The following is a 21,791-nucleotide window of genomic DNA, read 5'->3' as shown; positions in this document are numbered from 1 at the left end:
TAAAAGTCACTTACAACTCACTTACATGGTACTTATACCTTGCTTGCAAATTGAAGACAAAATGTCTTGTCCTTTCCACGTCATTGGGAGGCCAGCGTCATTGCGAGGAACGAAGCAATCTTCCCGCATGTCATGGTGAGCGGAGTCGAACCATCTGTTCGTATGCCAGCGTACAGATCCTTCGACTTCGCTCAGGATGACAGGGAGAAAGATTGCTTCGTCGTGCCTCCTCGCAATGACGGGATGGTTGACAAAAATAACAGGCTGAACCATTTATCATGATTCAGCCTGTTCTGTTCGCTTGTAGTGTCTAAATACTAAATACTCACTACTAAATACTCAAAAACTAAATAGCTAACGTTTTCTCCTTCAACCAAGCAGCATGTTCTTCATCCAATTTCGGGCTTAATTTCTCAAATACCCAAGCATTGTACCTATTCAACCAATCAATATGCTTTTGATCCAATAAAGTTTTATCCACTAAATCCGTAGCAATATAACAGATCGTCAAGGTCTCAAAATCCATGAAATCGCCAAAATAATTGCTTTCAACCGCTTTCGATAACACCAAATTCTCAATACGAATACCATATTGACCTTCACGATATAATCCCGGTTCAATAGAGGTAATCATGCCCTCTTCAATCAGGATATCAATCGCAGCCATATTGAACACCTGTGGACCTTCATGCACATTCAAAAAGAAACCTACCCCATGACCTGTCCCATGTCCATAATTACGCAATTGCTCCCAAATTGGACGTCTCGTAATCGCATCAATCGAATATCCCCTTGTACCTTTTGGAAAGATTGCCTGAGAACCTTCAATAGTTCCTTTCAGCACCAAGGTATAATCTGTTTTCTCCTCCGCTTTAATATTTCCAAGAGAAACAACACGCGTAATATCCGTTGTTCCATCCTTATATTGACCTCCGGAATCCACCAATAATAGTCCTTCTGGTTTTAGTGTAGCATTGCTTTCTTCGGTCGCTTTATAATGTGGCAAAGCACCGTGCTCCAGATAACCGGCAATGGTATCAAAAGAAATATCCACAAAACCATCATTTTCTGCGCGAAATCCTTGCAATTTCTCAGCAATGGAAATCTCGGTCAATTCACCTTTGCCGACTTCCTCTTCCAACCACTTAAAGAATTTGGTCAGAGCAACACCATCTTTCACCATGGCATTGCGTGTATGTTCGATCTCTACCCCATTCTTAACCGTTTTCAGGTTAGTGGATGGATTGGTCTCCTCTACAATTTCAACCCCATCAGCAACAGCATCATAAAACGCAAAACAAGTGCGTTTGGTATCCAACAAAATTCTACCGTTGGAAATAGACTTCACCGCATCAAATGCCTTTTCATAATCCTCTACTTGTACCCCCGAAGCATTCAATGATGCTACCTCTTCATTCGAAAGTTTTCCATCAGCAATGAAAAGGGTGTTTTTATCCGCTTGGATCAGGAAGAAGCCCAATACCACCGGATTACAATGCACATCATTACCACGGATGTTCAATAACCAAGCAAGGTCATCCAAGGATGAAACCAAATGGTTATCTACACGTTTATCTTTCAATTTAGCTTTAACGGCCTCGATTTTTGAAGCCGTCGATTGACCTGTTGTTTTTTCATCCAACAAATAGGCTTTTTCCAAAGGCAATGCTGGTCTATTCTCCCAGATCGGATCCAACAGATCTAAATGTCCATTTACATGGATTCCTAGGGGTTGTAGTTCCTGTTGAACAGCCTGAGCGACCGCCACGGCTGCCAGGTTACCATCAAAAGCAACAGTATCGCCTTCTTTTAATTGTTTTGCAAGCCAAGTAGCATATTCTGGTTTTCCCTGTACCTGAAGTTTCACCAATTCAAATCCTGTCCCTTCCAACTGCTCTCCAGCCTGAACAAAATAGCGTGAATCTGTCCAAAGACCTGCAAAATCTGCGGTGATCACCAATGTACCTGCCGAACCGGTAAATCCGGATGTCCAAGCAATACATTTATATCGGTCTGGAAGATACTCACTGATATGTGGGTCAGAGGATGGGATAATATAGGCATCTACACCTTTTTCTTTCATCTGCTCCCGGATGGAAGCTAATTTTTCGATGTGATTCATTATGTAATTTTTAATATTCCACGCAAGTTATAAAAACTCTCTTAATTAATACATTACCTTAATCATAGATTTGAAATTTTACACTTTTAATGCACTACTTGTTTAGTAGATTACGATATTTGCTAGCTATGAGAAGATTTTTTTCATTTTTTTCGATGCTGACATTGGTCACTGTGCTGGGTACAGCTCCGGTGTTGGGCCAAGGGATTAAACCAAAAATCCAATCTGCCTTTCAGACTTTCCAAAAAAGCCCTGCCCTTCAAAGTGGCTTGGCTTCTTTAACGGTCATCAACGCGAAAACCGGCGAAGTGGTTTTTGATGGCAACAACAAAATCGGAATGCCTACAGCATCCACCCTCAAGGTCATCACCTCCATAACCGCCCTCGAACTTTTGGGCGCGGACTATACCTTTCCGACAAAACTCTATGTTACTGGAGATGTCGACTCCTTGGGTGTATTGAATGGAGACATCATTATTGAAGGCTCTGGAGATCCTACTTTGGGTAGTGATCGCTACGAACAGACTAAAGCGGCTACTATCCTTTCCAAATGGAAAGAGGCCATTCTTAAACTGGGAATCAAACAGATAGCAGGAAGTATTATTGCCAATGACCAACTTTATAATGGATATGATGTACCGGGCACTTGGATGTGGACCGATATCGGCAATTACTATGGAGCAGGTGTATCAGGCCTGAATTGGAAGGAAAACAAATTGGGCATCAATTTCAGTCCATCTAGACCTGGCCAACCGGCAACTCTTCAACCTGTAAAAACGCCTCCATTTTTCCAGATGATCAACCAGGTAAGCACTGGGAATGTGGGTTCGGGAGATAATGTATATGCCTATTCTGCTCCCTATTCCAATACGATCTATTTAAGAGGGACCTACGGAAGTGACCTGAAGAAAACCATTGAGATATCCGTTCCAGACCCTGCCCTGTATCTTGCGTACGATCTTTCTGAAGTTCTTGCCCAAGATTCCATTGCAGTGTTGGATACCATCATCACCTTTCAAGGTTTAAAAAATAGAGACCCACAATACCTGATCAGCGGGAATAAAAAGCTGATCCATACCCACCATTCTCCGAAGTTGATGGAGATTGTACATTGGTTCAACCAAAAGAGTATCAACCTTTATGGAGAAAGTCTATTGAAGGTCATTGGAGGCATTTCCGCCAACAAAACCAATACCAGCGAAGCAGCCAATCTGGTCGCTAAGTTCTGGCAAAATAAATTAAAGATTTCACCGAGTGAAATCAATACCTTTGATGGTTCGGGATTATCGCCACAGAACCGGGTTACGACCCAAGCAATGGCCAAGATCATGCAATATGCCAAAGGAAGAACCTGGTATGCCGATTTTCTAAAATCTTTGCCCAATGTGAATGGGACATCCATGAAAAGCGGGACTATAGGAGGTGTATTAGGCTATACCGGCTATCAAAAAGCTGCCGATGGCCAAGAATATACCTTTTCCTTATTGGTAAATAATTACCAAGGATCAGCCTCCTCGATGAGACAGGCCATGTTTAAATTATTAGATGCATTAAAATAGATTATTCAGGCAATAATCGACACATATAAGTATAAACTAAAATTGTAATGAGTAACATCAACAGAAAGAAAGACGCATTAACCTACCATTCTATGGGGCGTCCAGGTAAAATTGCCGTTGTACCAACAAAACCACACAGTACCCAAAGAGATTTAACATTAGCCTATTCTCCTGGTGTAGCAGAGCCTTGTTTGGCGATTGCAGAAAACAGCGAGGATGCATATAAATATACTGCAAAAGGAAACTTAGTAGCGGTTATCAGTAATGGTACTGCTGTACTAGGTTTAGGTGATATCGGTGCGCAGGCCGGAAAACCAGTGATGGAAGGTAAAGGTCTATTATTTAAGATCTTCGCGGATATCGATGTGTTTGACATTGAATTGGACACCAAGAATGTTGATGAATTTGTAAACATCGTAAAAGCATTGGAACCTACATTCGGGGGGATCAACCTGGAGGATATCAAAGCGCCAGAGTGTTTTGAGATTGAAAGACGCTTAAAGGCAGAGATGAACATCCCGGTGATGCACGATGACCAACATGGTACAGCGATTATTTCTGGTGCAGCCTTGATCAACGCCTGCGAATTGCAAGGTAAGGATATTGCTGATGTGAAAATCGTAGTGAACGGTGCAGGTGCTGCTGCTATTTCTTGTACAGCCATGTATGTTGCGGTTGGTGCAAGAAAAGAGAACATCGTGATGTTAGATAGTAAAGGGGTTATCCGTAACGACCGTGACAACTTAGATGCAACAAAAGCAGAATGGGCAACCGACCGTGACATTCATTCCTTGGAAGATGCCGTGGCAGGTTCGGATGTTTTCATTGGTTTATCCAAAGCGGATGTATTGACCAAGGAGATGTTATTGACCATGAACAGTAATCCGATTGTTTTGGCGATGGCTAATCCAAATCCTGAAATTGCTTACGATCTAGCGGTTGAAACTCGTGATGATATCATCATGGGTACTGGACGTTCCGATTATCCTAACCAGGTGAACAATGTATTGGGATTCCCTTATATTTTCCGTGGTGCATTGGATGTACGCGCTACAGCCATTAATGAAGACATGAAAATCGCTGCTGTTCGCGCAATTGCCGAATTAGCGAAACAAAATGTACCTGAAGAGGTTAACATTGCCTATAACCAAAGTAATATCCGTTTTGGTAAAGATTATGTGATCCCAAAACCAACCGATCCACGTTTGATCACGGAAGTATCTATTGCGGTTGCTAAAGCAGCTATTGCTTCTGGCGTTGCTCGTAAGACCATCGAGGATTGGGATGCCTACCGGGAAGAACTTCATAAACGTTTGGGTAAGGAAGACCGCATCATCCGCAATTTATCTGCAAAAGCAAAAACCAACCCTAAACGTGTGGTATTCGCAGAGGCTGATAACACCAAAACCCTTCGTGCTGCCCAGATCGTAAAAGAAGAAGGCATTGCATTCCCTATTTTATTAGGTAACAAAGAGAAGATCCAAAACATCATCAAAGAATATGCTTTTGAATTGGATGGGGTGGAGATCATCGATCCGCAAGCGGAGATTGACTCGCCACGTTTCGAAAAATATGCAGAGCATCTTTACAAGAAAAGACAACGTCGTGGCATCAATAAATTGGATTCCCGAAAATTGATGACCAATAGAAACTATTTTGCTGCCAGCATGGTTGAATTTGGTGAGGCAGATACCTTGATTTCTGGATTGACCAGAAATTACGCATCTACGATTCGTCCGGCTTTGCAGGTGATTGGTGCCAAACCAGGAAGCCGTGTTGCAGGTATGTACATCATGATGACCAATAAAGGACCTTTATTCTTTGGTGATACCACCGTTAATGAAGACCCAACACCACAGGAATTGGCTGATATTACGGTATTATTGGATTCTGCTGTTAAGCGATTCAATATCAAACCACGTATTGCTATGTTATCCTACTCCAACTTTGGTTCCAATGAAGGAACGGTTTCCGATAAAGTTCGCCAAGCGGTGAAGATCCTTCATGCAGAACATCCTGAAATCGTAGCTGATGGTGAGATCCAAGCGAATTTTGCATTGAACCCAGAAATGTTGTCCGCTAATTTCCCATTCTCTGCATTAAATGGCGAAGCAGCAAATACCTTGGTATTCCCTAATTTGGAATCCGGTAATATTGCCTATAAGCTATTACAGGAAGTTGGAAATGCAGAAGCTGTAGGACCAATCCTATTGGGAATGAACAAGCCTGTCCATGTATTGCAATTAGACAGTTCCGTTCGTGAGATCGTGAACATGGTTACCATTGCGGTGGTGGATGCCATTGAGCACGAAAAAAACAACAATAACTAACATTTCCGTATGTACGAATACATCAAAGGAAAATTAGTAGTAAAAGCGCCCACCCACGTTGTTATAGACGTAGGTGGGATTGGCTATTACCTGCATATTTCCCTGACGACCTTTAGCCAGATCAAAGATTTGGAAGACTGTAAGCTCTTTACTTCCTTTCAGGTTAGAGAAGACTCCCAGACTTTATACGGCTTTGCAACAGAAGGCGAAAGGCATTTATTTGAACACCTGATCTCCGTTTCAGGTATAGGACCAAATACGGGTCGTATGATGCTATCTTCCATTACTCCGGAAGAGATCCAGCAAGCCATTGTTGCCGGACAGGTCAATATTATCCAGAAGATTAAGGGTATTGGGCCAAAAACGGCACAACGTGTTATTTTGGAATTACAGGACAAATTGAAGAAACAAGGACCAGATGCCTTGATTCCGCTGCCGGTAACCAAATCTTCGGCTATTGAAGAGGCATTGACGGCTTTGGTGATGTTGGGTTTTGGAAAACCGCAAGCCGACAAAGTGCTACAGGCGATCCATAACGCAGAGCCAGATTTGACCGTTGAACAATTGATCAAAGCGGCTTTAAAACGATTATAATTTACATGGCAGAAGATTTACAGATTATCCAAGGAGATAAACAGACGCAATATGAAAACCTCCTTCCACAGATCAAGGGATTGATTTCAGGAGAGACCAATTTTGTGGCCAATATGGCAAATATCTGCGCGGCATTGAAAGAGCAGTTCCATTTTTTCTGGGTAGGATTCTATCTGGTGGAAAAAGAAGAATTAGTTTTGGGACCATTCCAAGGGCCGGTAGCCTGTACGCGAATTGCCTATAATCGGGGAGTGTGTGGGACGGCCTGGGCAAAGGAAGAAACTATCATTGTGCCCAATGTAGATGAATTCCCTGGACATATCGCCTGCTCTTCCTTATCGAAATCTGAAATCGTAGTACCTTTATTCAAAGAGGGAAAATGTATTGGGATTTTGGATGTGGACAGTGATAAACTGGATGAATTCGATGAAATTGACGAAAAATATTTAAGGGATATTATAGTAACTTTAGGAGAAAGTTGTTAAAACGTTAATATTATCATAAAGAGTAAAACAATTCCCGTATATTTGCGTTGAATCACAACAATAATTATTAATCTAACATGTCGGGAACTAAATCTTTGGCTCTGCTGAATTTCATGATGGTCACGTTGAATTTCACGTGGATTATCTTGATGGACAACAGTTTTTTCTTCGGAAATTCGATCAATACGGCCATTAGTTCCTATCCAACTTACCTAACCCCAGCACCTATTACCTTTAAGATATGGTCATTTCTTTCGGCCAATATGATATTGGTAGGGATACTGATGTTTATAGCTTCTAGAAATGAAGCTGAAAATCCAAGAACAGTCCTTAAGATCAAGAAGATTGGTAATCTACTTATCCTGAATCAACTATTCTGTGGTTTGAGTATGGTATTAAAAATGAACAATCATTTTATCCTTTCTGTAATTTGTTCATCAGCATGTTTGATTACCATTTTAATGATCAATAAACGGATAGAAATTCATAAACTGGTTTCGAATTCTTTCATTCGCTATTTTATCCGTTTAGGTTTTGGGGTATATACAGGTTGGATGATTATTTTAATGGCTTTCAATAGTGTGATCATTTTAGCCAAATTTGAATTGGTGAGCTCCTCTTCGGAGTTGTTCTGGTTGAATGTAGCTGTGCTGTTGGCATGTACGGCATACGGTATTTATTATACCATAACACATTATCTCCCTGCGGTTTCTGCTGTTTTAGCTTGGGGTATTTTTGGCATTCTTATCCAAAACATCAAGCAGCCACATTTCATTAATCCGGATATGAAACCGTATCTATATGTCATGTTATTCGCGTGCATTCTCGCTACCTTGTATTCGTTCTATCTATGTAATGTGCGGAGAAAGTTGCAAGAAGGGTTTAATGAGTTTCCACCTTCCATATCTTAATCGATTTATCATCACTTACCGTAAAAATCCGATTTTCTTGCCAAAGGACATTATTGATGCTGAGGTAATGGCTTTCTATACCTTTATCCCGAGAGATATTCTTTAAAAGACCCCAGTCTGTAGATCTCCATATTTTTATGGTCTTATCCCTACTTACGGTTACCAAAAAATTATTATCAGCCGAGCTGTCTATGCCATAAACCGTGAACATATGTGGCACTAGGCTCTGTTTCTTCTCTAAGGTCTTTGGATCCAAGCGATTGATCTTTGCATCCCGTCCCCCAGAAATTAGCTCCCCATTTATAAATCGTAAGGAAGTTACCGGCAATTCATGGATTGGCTCTTTTATATATTTATGGAAATCATAGGCATCATGGACATGGACCATCCCCAATTTATCCCCAAAGGCCAATAATTTACCGTCTTCTGAAAGGCTGATGACACGCGCGGTGGTATCGGATACCTTGAAGCGGTATAAAAGTTCTAAACTTTCCAAACTCCATACATAAGCAAACCCTTCCTCTCCAATAGCGATCAGTTCCCTTTTGGAGGGGATAAGTTTGATATCAAATATGGCTCCCGATTCCGTATTCCAATTGGCAACAAGCGATTGCTTTTGGGTATCCACCAATAAGAGTTGCCCAGAACGCAATCCAATGGCCAAGAGGTCAGAATCCGGAATGCACAATAGTTTGTATACAGAAGAACCCACCTTACAAAGAATCCTTTTGAACTTCATTTCCTGCAGATCCCATTCCACTACCCCTTTATCATTTCCACCGGTATATAATACCGAGGAATTTTCAGGTTGGGCTAAGGCAAAGACAGGATTTTGATGTCCGGTAAGCGTAGATGCTAATGTAATTTCCAAAGTGGATGCCATGTTTGGTTTATTGATGTCTTCCTTCTAAATTTTTGGCAATGGTTTCTAAGCTCATTCCCTTTTCCTTTAATAGAACAATCAAATGGAATAAAAGGTCTGATGACTCATTGATAAAGTCATTATCGGTTTCGGTAAGTGCGGCAATAACCGTTTCCACAGCTTCCTCTCCTACCTTTTGAGCAATCTTATTAATCCCTCTGCTCCTTAATCTGTTCACGTAGGATTCATCGGAAGGGAAATCGATGCGGTGTTGCACGATGCGCTCCAATTCCAATAGGAAATTCTGGTTGAAGGGGGTATTGAAACAACTTCTGGAACCTGTATGGCAGGTTGGTCCAGCCGGGTTCACCTTGATCAATACGGTATCTTGGTCACAATCAATATGACTACTTACTACCTGCAAAAAATTCCCACTCTCCTCTCCTTTTGTCCACAACCTATTTTTACTTCTGGAAAAAAAGGTAACCTTTTGCTCTTCATTGGTTTTATTCCAAGCCTCCTCATTCATATAGCCCAACATTAACACTTCTAATGTCTGGGCATCTTGAATAACCACCGGAACCAAACCGTCCCCTTTCTTAAAATCAATATTCATGATGATAGTTAATATCAGAACCGAACAGGAATCCCTTGGTTCTGCAGTGTATTTTTTAATTCTGGAATCAATATTTCACCATAATGAAATACCGACGCTGCCAAAGCCGCGTCTACTTGTGCCTCTTGGAACACATCGACAAAATGCTGTTGGTTTCCTGCACCGCCAGAGGCGATCAATGGAATGTGGATACTGGCATTTATCTTTTTCAATAGGTTATTATCAAATCCATTCTTGGTACCATCATGGTCCATGGATGTCAATAAAATCTCGCCTGCGCCCCTATCCTCTGCTTCTTTTACCCATTGCTCGGTCTCCAGATCTGTTATATCCCTGCCACCTCTCAGGTGTACATAGTTCTTTCCATTCACGAAACGGGTATCCACCGCTAACACAACAAATTGAACACCAAAAGCATTGGCCAGTTCTTCCAATAGTTTTGGGTTTCGAACAGCAGCCGAATTGATGGAAATCTTGTCTGCACCCGCATTCAACAGGACATCCGCATCCGCTAATTCATTGATTCCACCACCAATGGTAAAGGGAATATTGATCTGACTAGCTACTGCTTTCACTAAGTCTACCGTAGTTTTACGACGTTCATGTGTAGCGGTAATATCCAAGAAGACCAGTTCATCTGCTCCTTGCTGTGAATATTGCCAAGCCAATTCAACCGGATCACCGGCATCTCGAAGGTCAACAAAATTGACCCCTTTTACCGTGCGTCCATCTTTAACATCTAAACAGGGAATAATCCGCTTTGCCAACATGTTTTAGAAACTGATTAAGGCTTTAAGATTCCAGTCTTTTATTTCTTCGATGCTGATTCTATTTTCATAGATAGCTTTACCAACCACCACAGATTCCATTTTACCCAAATCATTCAGCGCCTCAATATCTGCCATGGAACTGATGCCTCCTGATCCGATCAGTTTTATGATCGGCGAATGTCCAAGTAGTTTGCTGTACAGCTCTACACCGGCACCGCCTAATTTACCATCCTTACTGATGTCGGTACATAGGAAACGATAGAATCCTAATGCCAAACATTTATCAATGTATTCCATTAATTTAATTGGGGAGCTTTCTAGCCATCCCGAATATTTGATCACCTCATCCAGTACATCAATGGCAATGACGATATGGTCTGCGTATTTGATCCGGCCTTCGTTCAATGCAGAAAGTTCTTCCAAAAATGCCGGATTGGTTATCGCTTGCGTACCTACGATGACGCGGTACACCCCTGCATCGATCAATTCCTTTACCTTTTCGATACTACGGACACCACCACCATATTGCACTTTCATTTCAGTACGTTTGATGATGTCGAATAGATAAGCTTGATTGTTAAAATCACCTTTGGCTCCATTAAGATCTATGACATGAACGATCTCCGTACCATTGGCATGGTATTTTTCGATCTGTTCTTCCAAAGAAATCGGATAAGTGGTAACCTCGTCGTAGTTGCCCTCTCTTAAACGGACAACCTGTTTGTCCAATACATCAATTGCAGGTATAATATACATAATATCAAAAATTCGATTAAAAATGACTAAAGTTAAGTAAGAGCTGTTCTCCTGCTTTTCCGGATTTCTCCGGGTGAAACTGAACTGCCCAAAAATTGTTCTTGGCAATCGCTGCTGAAAAGGTTAATCCATAATCACAGGTTGCGATGTTATACCTATCCTCATGTTCAATAAAATAAGAATGTACAAAATAAAAATACGTATTATTTGCAATATCCTTAAACAATGGACAGGAAGGGTCGAAGCTTATGCTATTCCAACCCATATGAGGTACTTTTTCGGTTACTCGACCTTCAAAATGCAAGGTCTTCACCGGAATAATCCCCAATAGTTCGGCATGGCCTTCTTCGGAAAAGTCGGTCAGCAATTGCATCCCTACACATATTCCCAAAACTGGCTTTTCCAACTTGGGGATGGCCTCTGCCAAACCCGACGCTTTCAATTTATCCATGGCTGCCCCTGCATGCCCAACCCCAGGGATAATGATCCGATCGTAACGATCAAAATCATCCTTGGTATTGATCATGCCGTAGGAAATATCCAAGCGCTGTAAAGCAGCGGTTATGGAGAATATATTCCCAGCACCATAATTTACGATTCCAACCATCTATTTATGTTTAATAACCAACTGGTCTTCAAATAGTTTTACAATAATCCTTTTGTGCTTGGCAACTGCATATTATCTGCATCCCTACGCACCGCCTTTTTGATGGTTTTGGCGAAGGCTTTAAAGATGGCTTCGATCTTATGGTGTTCATTTTCTCCCGTTGCCTGTACATTCAGGTTTGATTTGGAAGCATCCGAAAAGGATTTGAAAAAATGAAAGAACATCTCCGTAGGCATATCTCCAATTTTTTCCCTTTTGAATTCGGCATCCCAGACAATCCAGTTGCGACCACCAAAATCTATCGCTACCTGCGCAAGACAGTCGTCCATCGGAAGGGTAAAAGCGTATCGTTCAATGCCGCGTTTGTTTCCAAGAGCAGTCAGGAAGATTTCACCCAGCGCAATACCGGTATCTTCAATAGTATGGTGTTCATCAATATGCAGATCGCCTTTGGCTTTGATCGTAAGGTCCAATGCACCATGACGAGCTAATTGGTCAAGCATGTGATCGAAGAAGGGTAGCCCGGTATCAATATCCGATTTTCCGCTGCCATCCAGGTTCAATTTGATATAGATATCCGTTTCATTGGTTTTACGGTGATGCTCGGCCACACGGGTCCCCAATTTTAGGAATTCATAGATCGCTTTCCAATCGGAAGTCTCTAATGCAACCACATCGTTGCTGATTTCCACGCCTTCCAATTTCCCAAGATCATCGTTATTGCGCAGCCAGATGGCTTTCGCGCCTAAATTCTGTGCTAATCTCACATCATTAACGCGGTCGCCAATCACAAAGGAGTTTGCCAAATCATATTTTTGAGGATCAAAATATTCCTTCAGCATCCCCACACCTGGTTTTCGGGTATCAGCATTTTCATGCGGGAAGGTCCTATCCACATGCTCGCGGGCAAAATTTACGCCTTCACCGGCGAAGGTATCCATCACCAAATGATGGACAGGCCAAAAATTCTCATCCGGATGGGAAGAAGTTCCTAAACCGTCTTGGTTAGTTACCAAGACCAATTCAAAATCCAATTCTTTGGCAATCCTTGGCAAGTATTGCAAGGCGCCTGGATAAAATTTCAATTTGGCGAATGAGTCTACCTGCTCATCTGCCGGTTCTTGAATTAATGTGCCGTCTCTATCGATAAAAAGGACACGAATTAATTGGTCAGACATGGGATATTATTTATAAAACTCTTGTATTTCGTTTATTAAACGTTCATTTTCCAACTTTGTCCCCACGGTTATACGTAGGCAACCATCGCATAATGCCACTTTTGAGCGGTCGCGAACAATGATTCCCTTGTCCACCAGAAAATCATATAGGGATCTAGGATCCTGAAGTTTGACCAAAATAAAGTTGGCATCGGAAGGGGTGATCTTTTCAACCTGCTGTAAGGCATCCAATTGGGATACTAAAGTTTCCCTTTCTTTGATGGTTTCCCGAATCCACTCGTTCACCACCTCATAATTATTCAATGCTTCCAATACCAGATCTTGGGTGGCCTGATTGATGTTATAGGGTGGTTTTATTTTGTTGAAGACTTCAATGATTTCTTTACTCGCAAATGCCAAGCCTAAGCGCAAAGCGGCCAATCCCCAAGCTTTGGAAAGTGTTTGTAGAACAACCAGGTTCGGGAATTCCGGCAAGGAATAGGTAAAGGATTTCTGTTTGGAGTAGTTGATGTATGCTTCATCCACCACGACAATACCTTTGAAATTGACCAAAAGGGTTTCAATATCCAATGGATTGATGCTATTACCGGTTGGGTTATTGGGCGAGCATACAAAAATAAGTTTGGTATGGGTGTCCAATGCCTCTGCGATACCATCTAGATCCAATTGATAATCTGCCGTCAAGTTTACTTTACGGACCTCCACATCATTGATATTGGCAGACACCTCATACATACCGTAAGTAGGTGGTACCAGGATCACATTATCGATTTTTGGTGTACAGAAAGCACGATAGAGAATATCGATTGCTTCGTCAGAACCATTGCCTAAGAACATGTTCTCGGCAGGCACACCTTTTATGCTGGATAATTTATGTTTTACTTGATGTTGAAGGGGGTCAGGATATCGGTTATAGTCATGAGGAAGCGGGGAGCCAAAAGCGTTTTCATTGGCATCCAAAAAAACAGATGCTTCCCCTTTGAATTCATCCCTTGCGGATGAATATGGTACGAGATTTCTAATGTTCTCTCGTAATAAGGCGGTTAAGTTGAAGGACATTATTTTAGACTATTTTTTTCGAGCTGTAAATATGGGCAAAAATTCACAAAAAAGGCTAAACTAAATACCATTTCCCCTCAATTGATAGCTCGGTATTAGGGAAAACAGTCTGGGCTTCTTCCAGTAAAGGGCCGAGTGTTTTATACCTTGCGGAATAATGGCCCAAGAGCAATTTTTTCACCTGACTTTCTTTAGCGATTTCAGCCGCTTCTAAACAGGTGGTATGGAAGGTTTCTTTGGCTCTGTCCCGCATTTCATCCAAAAAAGTAGATTCATGATATAAAAGATCAGCTCCTTGGATGGATGGTAAATAGATTGGATGCCTTACGGTATCGGAGCAGTAGGCATACGACCGGGAGGCAGGACCAGGGACCGTCAATGCCGCGGCTTGATGTACATTGCCCTGAGGATCGACGTAATCAATCCCCTTTTTCAAAAGCGAATAATAGGGTTTTGGAATATTCAAGGGTTCCACTTTTTCCGCTAAAATACTGGCAGAACGCTTTCCTTCATCAAATCGAAATCCAGTGCATGGGATACGATGGATTAATGGAAAGGATTTTACGGTCATCATCCTGGATGAAAAAATAACCTCTTCCTTTTCTGGATTTGTCGGATGGAAAATGATATTATACCGGATGACCGTTTCGGAATATTTGAAATGCAATTCCAAAATCTCCTGTAAAGGTGCAGGCCCATAGATATGGAGATCGGCCTTTCTACCTACCAAGTGCATGGAGGACACCAGGCCTACAAGACCTAAATAGTGGTCTCCATGCAGATGAGAGATAAAAATATGATCGATGCGATTGCTTTTGATACCATAGCGTGAAAGTTGCATCTGCGTACCTTCGCCACAATCGATCAAGAATAATTGTTCGTTATAATTGATGACCTGAGAAGTAGGATGGCGTTCAAAAATGGGTGTCGCTGAGCTGTTACCCAATACCAATACTTCAAATCGAATCATCTTATGCCTGCCCTTCTTTTAAATCCAATCGGATTTCATTTCCGAAGATCAGGTCTTTTGCTTTTTCTACGTCTTTGGTGATGATCAGGTAACTATCCAGACCTAAGGAGCTAATATATTGTTTAACTCCTTCATTCAGGTTGGTGATAATGAATAGGCCCCCCAAAGATTTACATAATCTACGTGCTAATAAACCGGTACGGATACCTGTTTCATCTGTTTCTAACACTTTATTCATATCCAAGACAATGTTTCGTTGTCCGCCGGTATTGCGGAGCATAAACTCGCCCTTTAAACTTGCGGCAGCATCTCCATCTAATTTTTCTTGAAGGGGCTCAATCACCACAAATCGATCGTATTTATCTACCGTAAATTTCATAAATGTTAGTCTTTTAAGATTAATGTATTATAGTTTCGCTAATTCTTCACTCACATTGCGTTCAACGCGGTCCAGAACATCTCCATTTTCTGGATATTCGAACCTATCGCCCGTAATGTGTTCAAAAAGTTCAATATAGCGTTCAGAAATTGAATTTACAATAGTATCTGTCATTTCAGGCACTTCTTGACCTTCTTTTCCTTGAAAACCATTTTCGATCAACCATTGTCTTACAAATTCCTTGGACAGTTGCTTCTGCGGTTCGCCATTTTGCTGACGTTCCTCATAACCATCCGCATAGAAGTAACGGGAAGAATCTGGTGTATGGATCTCATCGATCAGGTAGATGATTCCATCGCGTTTTCCAAATTCGTATTTGGTATCCACTAAGATTAATCCTCTTTCTGCTGCAATCTCAGTTCCTCTTTGAAAAAGCGCTTTTGCATATTTTTCCAATTGGGTATAATCTTCTTCAGAGACAATCCCTTGGCTGATGATTTCAGCTCTGGAGATATCCATATCATGACCGACCGCTGCTTTGGTGGTTGGGGTAATGATCGGTTCCGGAAGCTTATCATTTTCTTTCAGCCCTTCAGGAAGAACTTCCCCGCAAAGCTCGCGTCCGCCATCACGGTAGGTACGCCATAAATGTCCGGATACATAGCCACGAATCACCATTTCTACTTTAAAAGGCTCACTTCTTTTCCCGATCGTTACGTTCGGATCTGGAACAGATACCACCCAATTCGGTAGGATATCAGCAGTAGCCTTTAAGAATTTGGAAGCGATCTGGTTCAATACTTGACCTTTATAAGGGATTGCACGAGGTAAAACGACATCGAATGCTGAAATACGATCGGAAGCTACCATCACCAAGTAATCGTTTGCAATGGTATAGACATCCCTGACTTTACCCCTATAAAATGCCGTCTGGTTTTTGAAATTGAAATTTGTTTCTTTTATTGTACTCATATTTGTTGCGTTTCCACGCGTTTAATTGCTATTAAATATCGCCATAGGCTTCTAGGATACGTTTCACCAATTTATGGCGAACAACGTCTGCCCCACTCAGGTAGATCATATCAATCCCTTCGATTCCTTCTAATATCTTGACGGCATTCACCAGACCAGATTGGGTCTTTTTTGGAAGATCCACTTGGGTCATGTCGCCAGTTACGATGAATTTTGCAGTTGGTCCCATACGTGTTAGGAACATCTTCAACTGCATATCGGTCGCATTTTGCGCCTCATCCAGGATCACAAAACAATTATCCAAGGTCCTACCCCGCATGAACGCTAAAGGTGCGACCTCAATGGTCCTGTTCTCTAGGTAACCTTTTAGTTTTTCTGCTGGAATCATATCATCCAACGCATCGTATAAAGGTCTTAGATAAGGATCCACCTTCTCTTTAAGGTCGCCAGGTAAAAAACCAAGGTTTTCTCCCGCTTCTACGGCAGGACGCGTCAGAATGATGCGTTTGATTTCCTTGTTTCTTAAGGCGCGGACCGCTAATGCTACAGCTGTATAGGTCTTTCCCGTACCAGCAGGGCCTATCGCAAACAGGATATCATTCTTGTTGATGCTATCGACCATTCGACGTTGATTTGCCGTTCTTGCACGAACTACGATTCCATTAGGGCCATAAACAATAGGCTCTCCTTTCATCGCAGCAGCTTTTGCCTCCGCCTCATCTTTCGGTGCGGCAGCGGGTGCTTTTAAGTCGGTAACCGAACTTAAAAGTCCCTCGAGCTCAAGTAACGATAGTGTCTGAAACTGGTTGACATGGCCAAGAATTTGGTCAAATACCTGCTGAAAGCGGTTCCTTTCTCCTTCTTCACCCAACACCTTAAGTTGACTTCCTCTGGCTACCAAGCGCAACTTGGGAAAAGCGCGTTTGATAAACTCATAATTCTCATTCTGAGCACCCCATAAGGTAATCAGATTGACTGTGTCCAAATTGATTTCTAATTCACTCAAATTTTAATCGATTAATTTTTCTTGATTCAAAAATACAATTTACTTTTTCTATTTTTGTAGTTCGCTTATCAAAAACAACAGTTAAATTTTTTGCTACGGGCATTTGGATAGTATGGGAGTAATAACGTTAACCACAGACTTAGGTCATCGCGATTTTTATCAGGCCGCATTAAAGGGCAGTATTATTTCGCAATTGCCGAATGTACGTCTGGTAGACATATCCCATGATATCCCTTCTTTCAGCATTCAGCATGCCGCTTTTGTCATCAATAATGCCTACCCCTATTTTCCAGCGAAGACCGTTCATCTGATCGGTATTGACACTGTTTTTCAGGAGGATTCACGCTATTTGGCGATGTCTTATAAAGGGCAATATTTTGTTGGCGCGGATAATGGGATTTTCAGTATCATTCTGGGGGAAGATCGTCCTACGGAAATGATCGAGATCAATATTATGCAGGATTTGAGGTATCTGCACTTTCCCTTAGCGGATATTTTGACCAAAGCAGCCTGCCATATTGCCAACGGAGGCAAATTTTCTGATATCGGTTTCCCGATCGAAAACCCTGTACAAAAGGTTTTGTTTCAACCTGTTTATAATCAGAACAGCATCAAAGGTCATGTAACGTTTATTGATTCCTTTGGAAATGTCATCAGTAATATCAGTAAGGAATTGTTCAATAAGATCCAAAATGGAAGGGATTTCGTTTTGAGGTTTAAGAGAAATGAGACGATTTCAAAATTGAGCTGGCATTACAATGAGGTATCTGAAGGGGAGAAACTCTGTCTTTTTGGGATCAGTAATTTCTTGGAAATAGCTATTAATAAAGGTAATGCCAGTCAATTGTTGGGCTTATATCAGGATGAAACCATTTTGGTCGAGTTTTTTGACCATTAGAATCCCATGCCGACTTTCACAACGGCTCTACCCATATTATAGGTGACCCGCTCGTGATAATAATTATCTAGATTATTATTCATAGATCCATCAAAAACAGTTCTTAACTTTGATCTTTCAAGTTTTATCTGTTGGAATTGATAGCCTATGCTCAGGGAAATGAAAGTTCTTTCTGCACCTACTTTCCATCTCCAACCCAGATGTGGATGAAACCTCAAACCTCCTTCAAAAGACCTATCCTTTTCGGTGACCGTGTTGTTCCAGACTTTATCTGCTGTGGAGTTTAACCCAGCGAAACCATAACCCGCATCCAATCCCGAATAAAATGTGGTGCGTTTATGGGGATTTAAAATAAATCGACCAGCAACATTGACCGGTAATACCCAGAACTTTTCATATTCATCAGCTGTGTATTTCTCCACTCCAGAAGAGAGACCCAATTCCCAAGATTCGGTCAACTTGAGGCCATGCATGGTCAAAAAACTATAACTGTTTTGAATAGGAATAAATCCATAATTCATCAAACCAATTTCTGTTTGATTTACATAGGTCCTTTTACCCATTTGGGCATGTAAGGAAAAACTATTTCCTACGAAACATAATACGAGGATAACTATAAATTTCTTCATCTTACGAGCCTGGAGTTATATTAATACATCCTAATTCCTTAATATTCGATTTGTCTTGATAATCATATTGACAAATCTTTTTTGGGCCAATGACAATCATGGATTTCGGACCAGGAATTACATCATAACTCATCATGTTTGGCAAATTCTGCACTTCTTTTAGCGAAAGCTGCTGCCCCTCTTCAAAAGCGAAGCTCCTAAAACCATTCATTCCTTCCGTGAGGTAAACCATATTTCCAGATAAGCCTAAACCATAAGGAGATTTTAATGCTTGGGTAAGTTTTAGTTTAGGATTGCTCAAATTTGCAATATCGATGACTTGTAATTCATTACTTCCTCCTCCGCATTCAATACCACTCCTTAGGGTGACAAAAGCATATTTGTCGTTTACAACCACGGGGTCGCAAGCGCGAAAGTGAGCAAAAGTGGATATCTTTTTAGGCGCGGCGGGGTTTTCCAGACTTATGATGTGCATACCTTGCGTGGTTCCAATGAACAGATTATCCTTATAGGGGAAAATAGTTTCCAATAGACCCTGTAACCTCATCTTATCCACATAGGTTGCCGTATTTTTGTTGCTGATATCAAACCAATTCAAATCGGAAATATCCACGGTGTATAAATGGTTTTTGGATATGGTGAAACGTGCCAGTGATCCAGCTTGTCCAGTTCCTCCAAATGAGTCATAATACTTAACATCCTTATCGTATTGGATAAAAGGTGTATGTTCTCTTGTATTTTTATAAGTAACTAGGGAATCCTTCCAGCCAGCTACTACCTTTGTACCATTCATAGGCTTCCAACCCCAAACTGTATTCACCGTTTTAAAAACATCCTCCACTCTTTTCATCAACGTGGGTTTTGCGATGTTTTTAAGGTCGAAAAGTAATAAATCAGCATAATTATCCGTATATAAGACATCATCTTTTATGGCGAAATCCGAAGTACCTTCAACCGCCAAAAAAGTAATCTTCTCCGGTTTTGCCGGATTAGAATTGTTGTAAAAATGAATACCTTTTAAAGGTTCATTGATCAACAAATAATCTTTATAGATATAGATTTTTCCGGTAGATTGAAGCTCTACCTCATCCTTGGTGCCGACAAATTCCTTACGGATTTCGGCCATTGTTTTGAATACAGCCACTTTGGCCATCACCTCTTGCTCATAAGTAATGCGATCGCAAGACACCGATAGGAATAATATTCCAGTAAGAAGGCCTACTAGACCTCTTGAAATGAAATTGTTGGTTCTTTTCATGCTGGTTAATAATTAGTTGTCATGTTTTTCCATTCTTACGTTAAAAAATTATATTTTGCTACAATGTTTATTAAAAAAAGTATGTTTTTCATGTGGAACATCTTCAAACTGAAAAGAACAATGAATTATAAATATTTGAAGTTTTTATTTGCCTGTATCTTGGTTTTCTCAGGATCGGCAATTCTTAAGGCACAGGATAGTACAGCACTTAAAACAGATTCCATCACCTTTGAATCCCAACGTGCTCGAGTAAATAAATTGTTGAACGAACGAAGTGCAAAATTTGGTGACTACGATAGTTCGCTGACCAAAAAGACAGGTGTTTTTGGTCTTTTTAAAACCAAAGGCGACATGCAGAAATCCATCGATATCCTCCGGAACATCGTGATCAATGATAACCATATCTTTATCGAGACGCGGAAATTGTTGGATCTTAAGGATGCCCAAAGCGAACGGTATCAGAAATTGGCAGCAGAGTATGACCAACAGGTTTCTGCCTACATGAAAACCATCAACAAATTGCAGCAAGAGAATGACAAGCTACGTGGGGATATCAGTAATCTGGAGAACAGCGATCAAGGGAATGATAATAAATTGTTCATCGCCATCGTGATCATTTTGGGATTGGTAATTTCGGTTATTTATCTTTATTTAAAGCAGAAGCCTAAAAAATTGACTGTATAGTGATACGAAGAGCTATATATATGAGTACTTTTGCTCGATTTGATAATTTTAATTCATGGCCAGACCGAGATTGAACAGTGGAGATTCGCATTCGGAAGATTTACCGAAGCCGAAAATTAACAAGGAGACCCTAAAGAAAGCCTTAAAGATCTTTTCTTACATTCGACCTTTCAAATGGAAGTTCGTTATTGGGATGTTATTCCTTATTCTTTCGAGCTTGACCATGCTTACCTTTCCGGCCTTGATGGGCGCGATGATTGATGCAGCACAAGGAAAACAGAAGTTCGATTGGCTCCCTGCCGATGTGATGTACATTGGTGTGCTGAGTATTTCGATACTGGCCGTACAATCTACGATTTCCTTTTTCCGGATTCGCTTATTTGTGGAGATTGCAGAAAAATCCCTGGCCAACATTCGGAAAGATACCTATCACCGTTTGATCACCTTGCCAATTGATTTCTTTGCCAACCGCAGAGTGGGTGAACTGAATAGTAGGCTTTCTGCCGACCTTTCCCAAATCCAGGACACCATGACAACCACCTTGGCTGAAATCTTGAGACAGACCATCAGTTTGGGCGTCGGGGTATTCCTTTTGGTGTTGGTTTCTCCAAAATTAGCGCTCATGAACCTGAGTGTGTTACCTATCATCATTGTAGTAGCACTTATTTTCGGCCGTTTTATCCGCAAACTTTCCAAAGAATCCCAAGATCAGTTGGCAGATTCTAATGCGATCGTTCAGGAAACTTTATTGGGGATCAGCAATGTAAAGGCATTCGTCAATGAATATTTTGAATCCAAACGCTATGCTTCCAAATTAGGAAAGGCGGTGAATCTTGCCGTGAAGGGGGCTACTTACCGTGGATTATTTGCATCATTTATCATCTTTGCTATTTTCGGAGCGGCGATTGTGGTAATTTGGTATGGTGCCTCCCTGGTTTCGATTAATGAGATTTCGGTGGGCGACCTGACTATGTATATCTTATATTCTATGTTTGTGGCAGGTTCGATGGGAAGTTTCCCTGAACTCTACGCCAGCATCCAACGGTCCTTGGGAGCAAGTGAGCGAGTATTGGAAATTCTTGACGAAGATCAGGAAGATATCAAAGTAGATGAAACCGACAAAAACATCAAACAACCTTTAACAGG

Annotated in this window: 22 protein-coding genes; 8 read left to right on the top strand and 14 right to left on the bottom strand. The window is 41.2% G+C overall.

The annotated features are described in order from the left end of the window. Positions 1-346: 346 nt before the first annotated feature. Positions 347-2,122, bottom strand: a complete 1,776-nt coding sequence (locus tag VJ786_RS07790) for an aminopeptidase P family protein (RefSeq protein WP_336557535.1) — start codon at positions 2,120-2,122, stop codon at positions 347-349. 128 nt (positions 2,123-2,250) lie between these two features. Between VJ786_RS07790 and dacB the strand changes: the two genes are divergently transcribed. The 5 genes from dacB to VJ786_RS07765 all read left to right on the top strand — a co-directional run bounded on the left by dacB (position 2,251) and on the right by VJ786_RS07765 (position 8,001). Further along, complete coding sequence (gene dacB / locus VJ786_RS07785; RefSeq protein WP_336557534.1) at positions 2,251-3,681, top strand: D-alanyl-D-alanine carboxypeptidase/D-alanyl-D-alanine endopeptidase; 1,431 nt, start codon at positions 2,251-2,253, stop codon at positions 3,679-3,681. Positions 3,682-3,728: 47 nt separating this feature from the next. Then, positions 3,729-6,011 (top strand): NADP-dependent malic enzyme, encoded by a 2,283-nt coding sequence (locus tag VJ786_RS07780; protein ID WP_336557533.1) that lies wholly within the window; start codon positions 3,729-3,731, stop codon positions 6,009-6,011. Between the two features lie 9 nt (positions 6,012-6,020). Beyond that, entirely contained in the window at positions 6,021-6,605 is a 585-nt protein-coding gene (gene ruvA / locus VJ786_RS07775) for a Holliday junction branch migration protein RuvA (RefSeq protein ID WP_336557532.1), read from the top strand. Between the two features lie 5 nt (positions 6,606-6,610). Continuing rightward, on the top strand, positions 6,611-7,090 hold the full coding sequence (locus tag VJ786_RS07770) for a GAF domain-containing protein (protein WP_336557531.1): 480 nt from the start codon (positions 6,611-6,613) through the stop codon (positions 7,088-7,090). A gap of 77 nt (positions 7,091-7,167) precedes the next feature. Next, positions 7,168-8,001: a TspO-related membrane protein gene (locus VJ786_RS07765; RefSeq protein ID WP_336557530.1), complete on the top strand. Its 834-nt coding sequence runs from the start codon at positions 7,168-7,170 to the stop codon at positions 7,999-8,001. Here VJ786_RS07765 and VJ786_RS07760 read toward each other — a convergent pair. From VJ786_RS07760 to VJ786_RS07710, 11 genes are read right to left on the bottom strand one after another with little or no spacing between them, the layout of a single operon-like run. Beyond that, on the bottom strand, positions 7,973-8,884 hold the full coding sequence (locus tag VJ786_RS07760) for a WD40 repeat domain-containing protein (RefSeq protein WP_336557529.1): 912 nt from the start codon (positions 8,882-8,884) through the stop codon (positions 7,973-7,975). The genes VJ786_RS07765 and VJ786_RS07760 overlap by 29 nt on opposite strands. Positions 8,885-8,891: 7 nt before the next feature. Then, positions 8,892-9,479 (bottom strand): bifunctional phosphoribosyl-AMP cyclohydrolase/phosphoribosyl-ATP diphosphatase HisIE, encoded by a 588-nt coding sequence (gene hisIE, locus VJ786_RS07755; RefSeq protein ID WP_099367748.1) that lies wholly within the window; start codon positions 9,477-9,479, stop codon positions 8,892-8,894. A gap of 14 nt (positions 9,480-9,493) precedes the next feature. Then, positions 9,494-10,249: an imidazole glycerol phosphate synthase subunit HisF gene (hisF, locus tag VJ786_RS07750; protein WP_099367749.1), complete on the bottom strand. Its 756-nt coding sequence runs from the start codon at positions 10,247-10,249 to the stop codon at positions 9,494-9,496. Between the two features lie 3 nt (positions 10,250-10,252). Further along, the gene (locus VJ786_RS07745) at positions 10,253-11,005 is read right to left on the bottom strand and encodes a 1-(5-phosphoribosyl)-5-[(5-phosphoribosylamino)methylideneamino]imidazole-4-carboxamide isomerase (protein WP_336557528.1); all 753 of its coding nucleotides are present in this window, start codon (positions 11,003-11,005) and stop codon (positions 10,253-10,255) included. Positions 11,006-11,021: 16 nt separating this feature from the next. Beyond that, on the bottom strand, positions 11,022-11,612 hold the full coding sequence (gene hisH / locus VJ786_RS07740; RefSeq protein WP_099367751.1) for an imidazole glycerol phosphate synthase subunit HisH: 591 nt from the start codon (positions 11,610-11,612) through the stop codon (positions 11,022-11,024). A 38-nt stretch (positions 11,613-11,650) separates the two neighbouring features. Then, positions 11,651-12,790, bottom strand: a complete 1,140-nt coding sequence (gene hisB, locus VJ786_RS07735; protein WP_099367752.1) for a bifunctional histidinol-phosphatase/imidazoleglycerol-phosphate dehydratase HisB — start codon at positions 12,788-12,790, stop codon at positions 11,651-11,653. Positions 12,791-12,796: 6 nt separating this feature from the next. After that, positions 12,797-13,849, bottom strand: coding sequence for a histidinol-phosphate transaminase (gene hisC / locus VJ786_RS07730; RefSeq protein ID WP_099367753.1), 1,053 nt, complete (start codon positions 13,847-13,849; stop codon positions 12,797-12,799). 55 nt (positions 13,850-13,904) lie between these two features. Further along, the gene (locus tag VJ786_RS07725; protein ID WP_099367812.1) at positions 13,905-14,816 is read right to left on the bottom strand and encodes a ribonuclease Z; all 912 of its coding nucleotides are present in this window, start codon (positions 14,814-14,816) and stop codon (positions 13,905-13,907) included. A 4-nt stretch (positions 14,817-14,820) separates the two neighbouring features. Continuing rightward, positions 14,821-15,198 carry an STAS domain-containing protein gene (locus VJ786_RS07720; RefSeq protein WP_099367754.1) on the bottom strand — a complete coding sequence of 126 codons (378 nt, stop codon included), beginning with the start codon at positions 15,196-15,198 and terminating at the stop codon, positions 14,821-14,823. 27 nt (positions 15,199-15,225) lie between these two features. Next, positions 15,226-16,170, bottom strand: a complete 945-nt coding sequence (locus VJ786_RS07715; RefSeq protein WP_336557527.1) for a phosphoribosylaminoimidazolesuccinocarboxamide synthase — start codon at positions 16,168-16,170, stop codon at positions 15,226-15,228. 31 nt (positions 16,171-16,201) lie between these two features. After that, a complete protein-coding gene (locus VJ786_RS07710) occupies positions 16,202-17,176 on the bottom strand; it encodes a PhoH family protein (RefSeq protein WP_336557526.1) in 975 nt (324 codons plus the stop codon). 112 nt (positions 17,177-17,288) lie between these two features. Here VJ786_RS07710 and VJ786_RS07705 point away from each other — a divergent pair, with 112 nt between their 5' ends. After that, a complete protein-coding gene (locus tag VJ786_RS07705) occupies positions 17,289-18,074 on the top strand; it encodes an SAM hydrolase/SAM-dependent halogenase family protein (protein ID WP_099367757.1) in 786 nt (261 codons plus the stop codon). Here VJ786_RS07705 and VJ786_RS07700 read toward each other — a convergent pair. Both VJ786_RS07700 and VJ786_RS07695 read right to left on the bottom strand, forming a co-directional pair. Next, the gene (locus VJ786_RS07700) at positions 18,071-18,703 is read right to left on the bottom strand and encodes a hypothetical protein (protein ID WP_336557525.1); all 633 of its coding nucleotides are present in this window, start codon (positions 18,701-18,703) and stop codon (positions 18,071-18,073) included. The genes VJ786_RS07705 and VJ786_RS07700 overlap by 4 nt on opposite strands. Before the next feature lies 1 nt (position 18,704). Next, positions 18,705-19,961, bottom strand: coding sequence for an LVIVD repeat-containing protein (locus VJ786_RS07695; protein WP_336557524.1), 1,257 nt, complete (start codon positions 19,959-19,961; stop codon positions 18,705-18,707). A gap of 120 nt (positions 19,962-20,081) precedes the next feature. Here VJ786_RS07695 and VJ786_RS07690 point away from each other — a divergent pair, with 120 nt between their 5' ends. Continuing rightward, a complete protein-coding gene (locus VJ786_RS07690; protein WP_144038185.1) occupies positions 20,082-20,645 on the top strand; it encodes a hypothetical protein in 564 nt (187 codons plus the stop codon). A gap of 55 nt (positions 20,646-20,700) precedes the next feature. Further along, a partial coding sequence (locus VJ786_RS07685; RefSeq protein ID WP_336557523.1) for an ABC transporter transmembrane domain-containing protein occupies positions 20,701-21,791 on the top strand: 1,091 nt, incomplete at its 3' end.

Origin of the sequence: Sphingobacterium tenebrionis, from assembly GCF_037126265.1 — a bacterium.
Classification (GTDB): domain Bacteria; phylum Bacteroidota; class Bacteroidia; order Sphingobacteriales; family Sphingobacteriaceae; genus Sphingobacterium; species Sphingobacterium tenebrionis.
This window is presented reverse-complemented; position numbering and strand designations above follow the sequence as displayed.

Excerpts from the sequence above, each read along its gene's own strand:
- VJ786_RS07765 (WP_336557530.1), top strand. The coding sequence starts at position 7,168 with ATGTCGGGAACTAAATCTTTGGCTCTGCTGAATTTCATGATGGTCACG.
- hisIE (WP_099367748.1), bottom strand. The coding sequence starts at position 9,479 with ATGAATATTGATTTTAAGAAAGGGGACGGTTTGGTTCCGGTGGTTATT.
- hisF (WP_099367749.1), bottom strand. The coding sequence starts at position 10,249 with ATGTTGGCAAAGCGGATTATTCCCTGTTTAGATGTTAAAGATGGACGC.
- VJ786_RS07705 (WP_099367757.1), top strand. The coding sequence starts at position 17,289 with ATGGGAGTAATAACGTTAACCACAGACTTAGGTCATCGCGATTTTTAT.
- hisC (WP_099367753.1), bottom strand. The coding sequence starts at position 13,849 with ATGTCCTTCAACTTAACCGCCTTATTACGAGAGAACATTAGAAATCTC.
- VJ786_RS07770 (WP_336557531.1), top strand. The coding sequence starts at position 6,611 with ATGGCAGAAGATTTACAGATTATCCAAGGAGATAAACAGACGCAATAT.
- VJ786_RS07790 (WP_336557535.1), bottom strand. The coding sequence starts at position 2,122 with ATGAATCACATCGAAAAATTAGCTTCCATCCGGGAGCAGATGAAAGAA.
- VJ786_RS07700 (WP_336557525.1), bottom strand. The coding sequence starts at position 18,703 with ATGAAGAAATTTATAGTTATCCTCGTATTATGTTTCGTAGGAAATAGT.
- VJ786_RS07745 (WP_336557528.1), bottom strand. The coding sequence starts at position 11,005 with ATGTATATTATACCTGCAATTGATGTATTGGACAAACAGGTTGTCCGT.
- ruvA (WP_336557532.1), top strand. The coding sequence starts at position 6,021 with ATGTACGAATACATCAAAGGAAAATTAGTAGTAAAAGCGCCCACCCAC.
- VJ786_RS07715 (WP_336557527.1), bottom strand. The coding sequence starts at position 16,170 with ATGAGTACAATAAAAGAAACAAATTTCAATTTCAAAAACCAGACGGCA.
- VJ786_RS07780 (WP_336557533.1), top strand. The coding sequence starts at position 3,729 with ATGAGTAACATCAACAGAAAGAAAGACGCATTAACCTACCATTCTATG.
- hisB (WP_099367752.1), bottom strand. The coding sequence starts at position 12,790 with ATGTCTGACCAATTAATTCGTGTCCTTTTTATCGATAGAGACGGCACA.
- VJ786_RS07695 (WP_336557524.1), bottom strand. The coding sequence starts at position 19,961 with ATGAAAAGAACCAACAATTTCATTTCAAGAGGTCTAGTAGGCCTTCTT.
- dacB (WP_336557534.1), top strand. The coding sequence starts at position 2,251 with ATGAGAAGATTTTTTTCATTTTTTTCGATGCTGACATTGGTCACTGTG.
- VJ786_RS07760 (WP_336557529.1), bottom strand. The coding sequence starts at position 8,884 with ATGGCATCCACTTTGGAAATTACATTAGCATCTACGCTTACCGGACAT.
- VJ786_RS07720 (WP_099367754.1), bottom strand. The coding sequence starts at position 15,198 with ATGAAATTTACGGTAGATAAATACGATCGATTTGTGGTGATTGAGCCC.
- hisH (WP_099367751.1), bottom strand. The coding sequence starts at position 11,612 with ATGGTTGGAATCGTAAATTATGGTGCTGGGAATATATTCTCCATAACC.
- VJ786_RS07690 (WP_144038185.1), top strand. The coding sequence starts at position 20,082 with ATGAATTATAAATATTTGAAGTTTTTATTTGCCTGTATCTTGGTTTTC.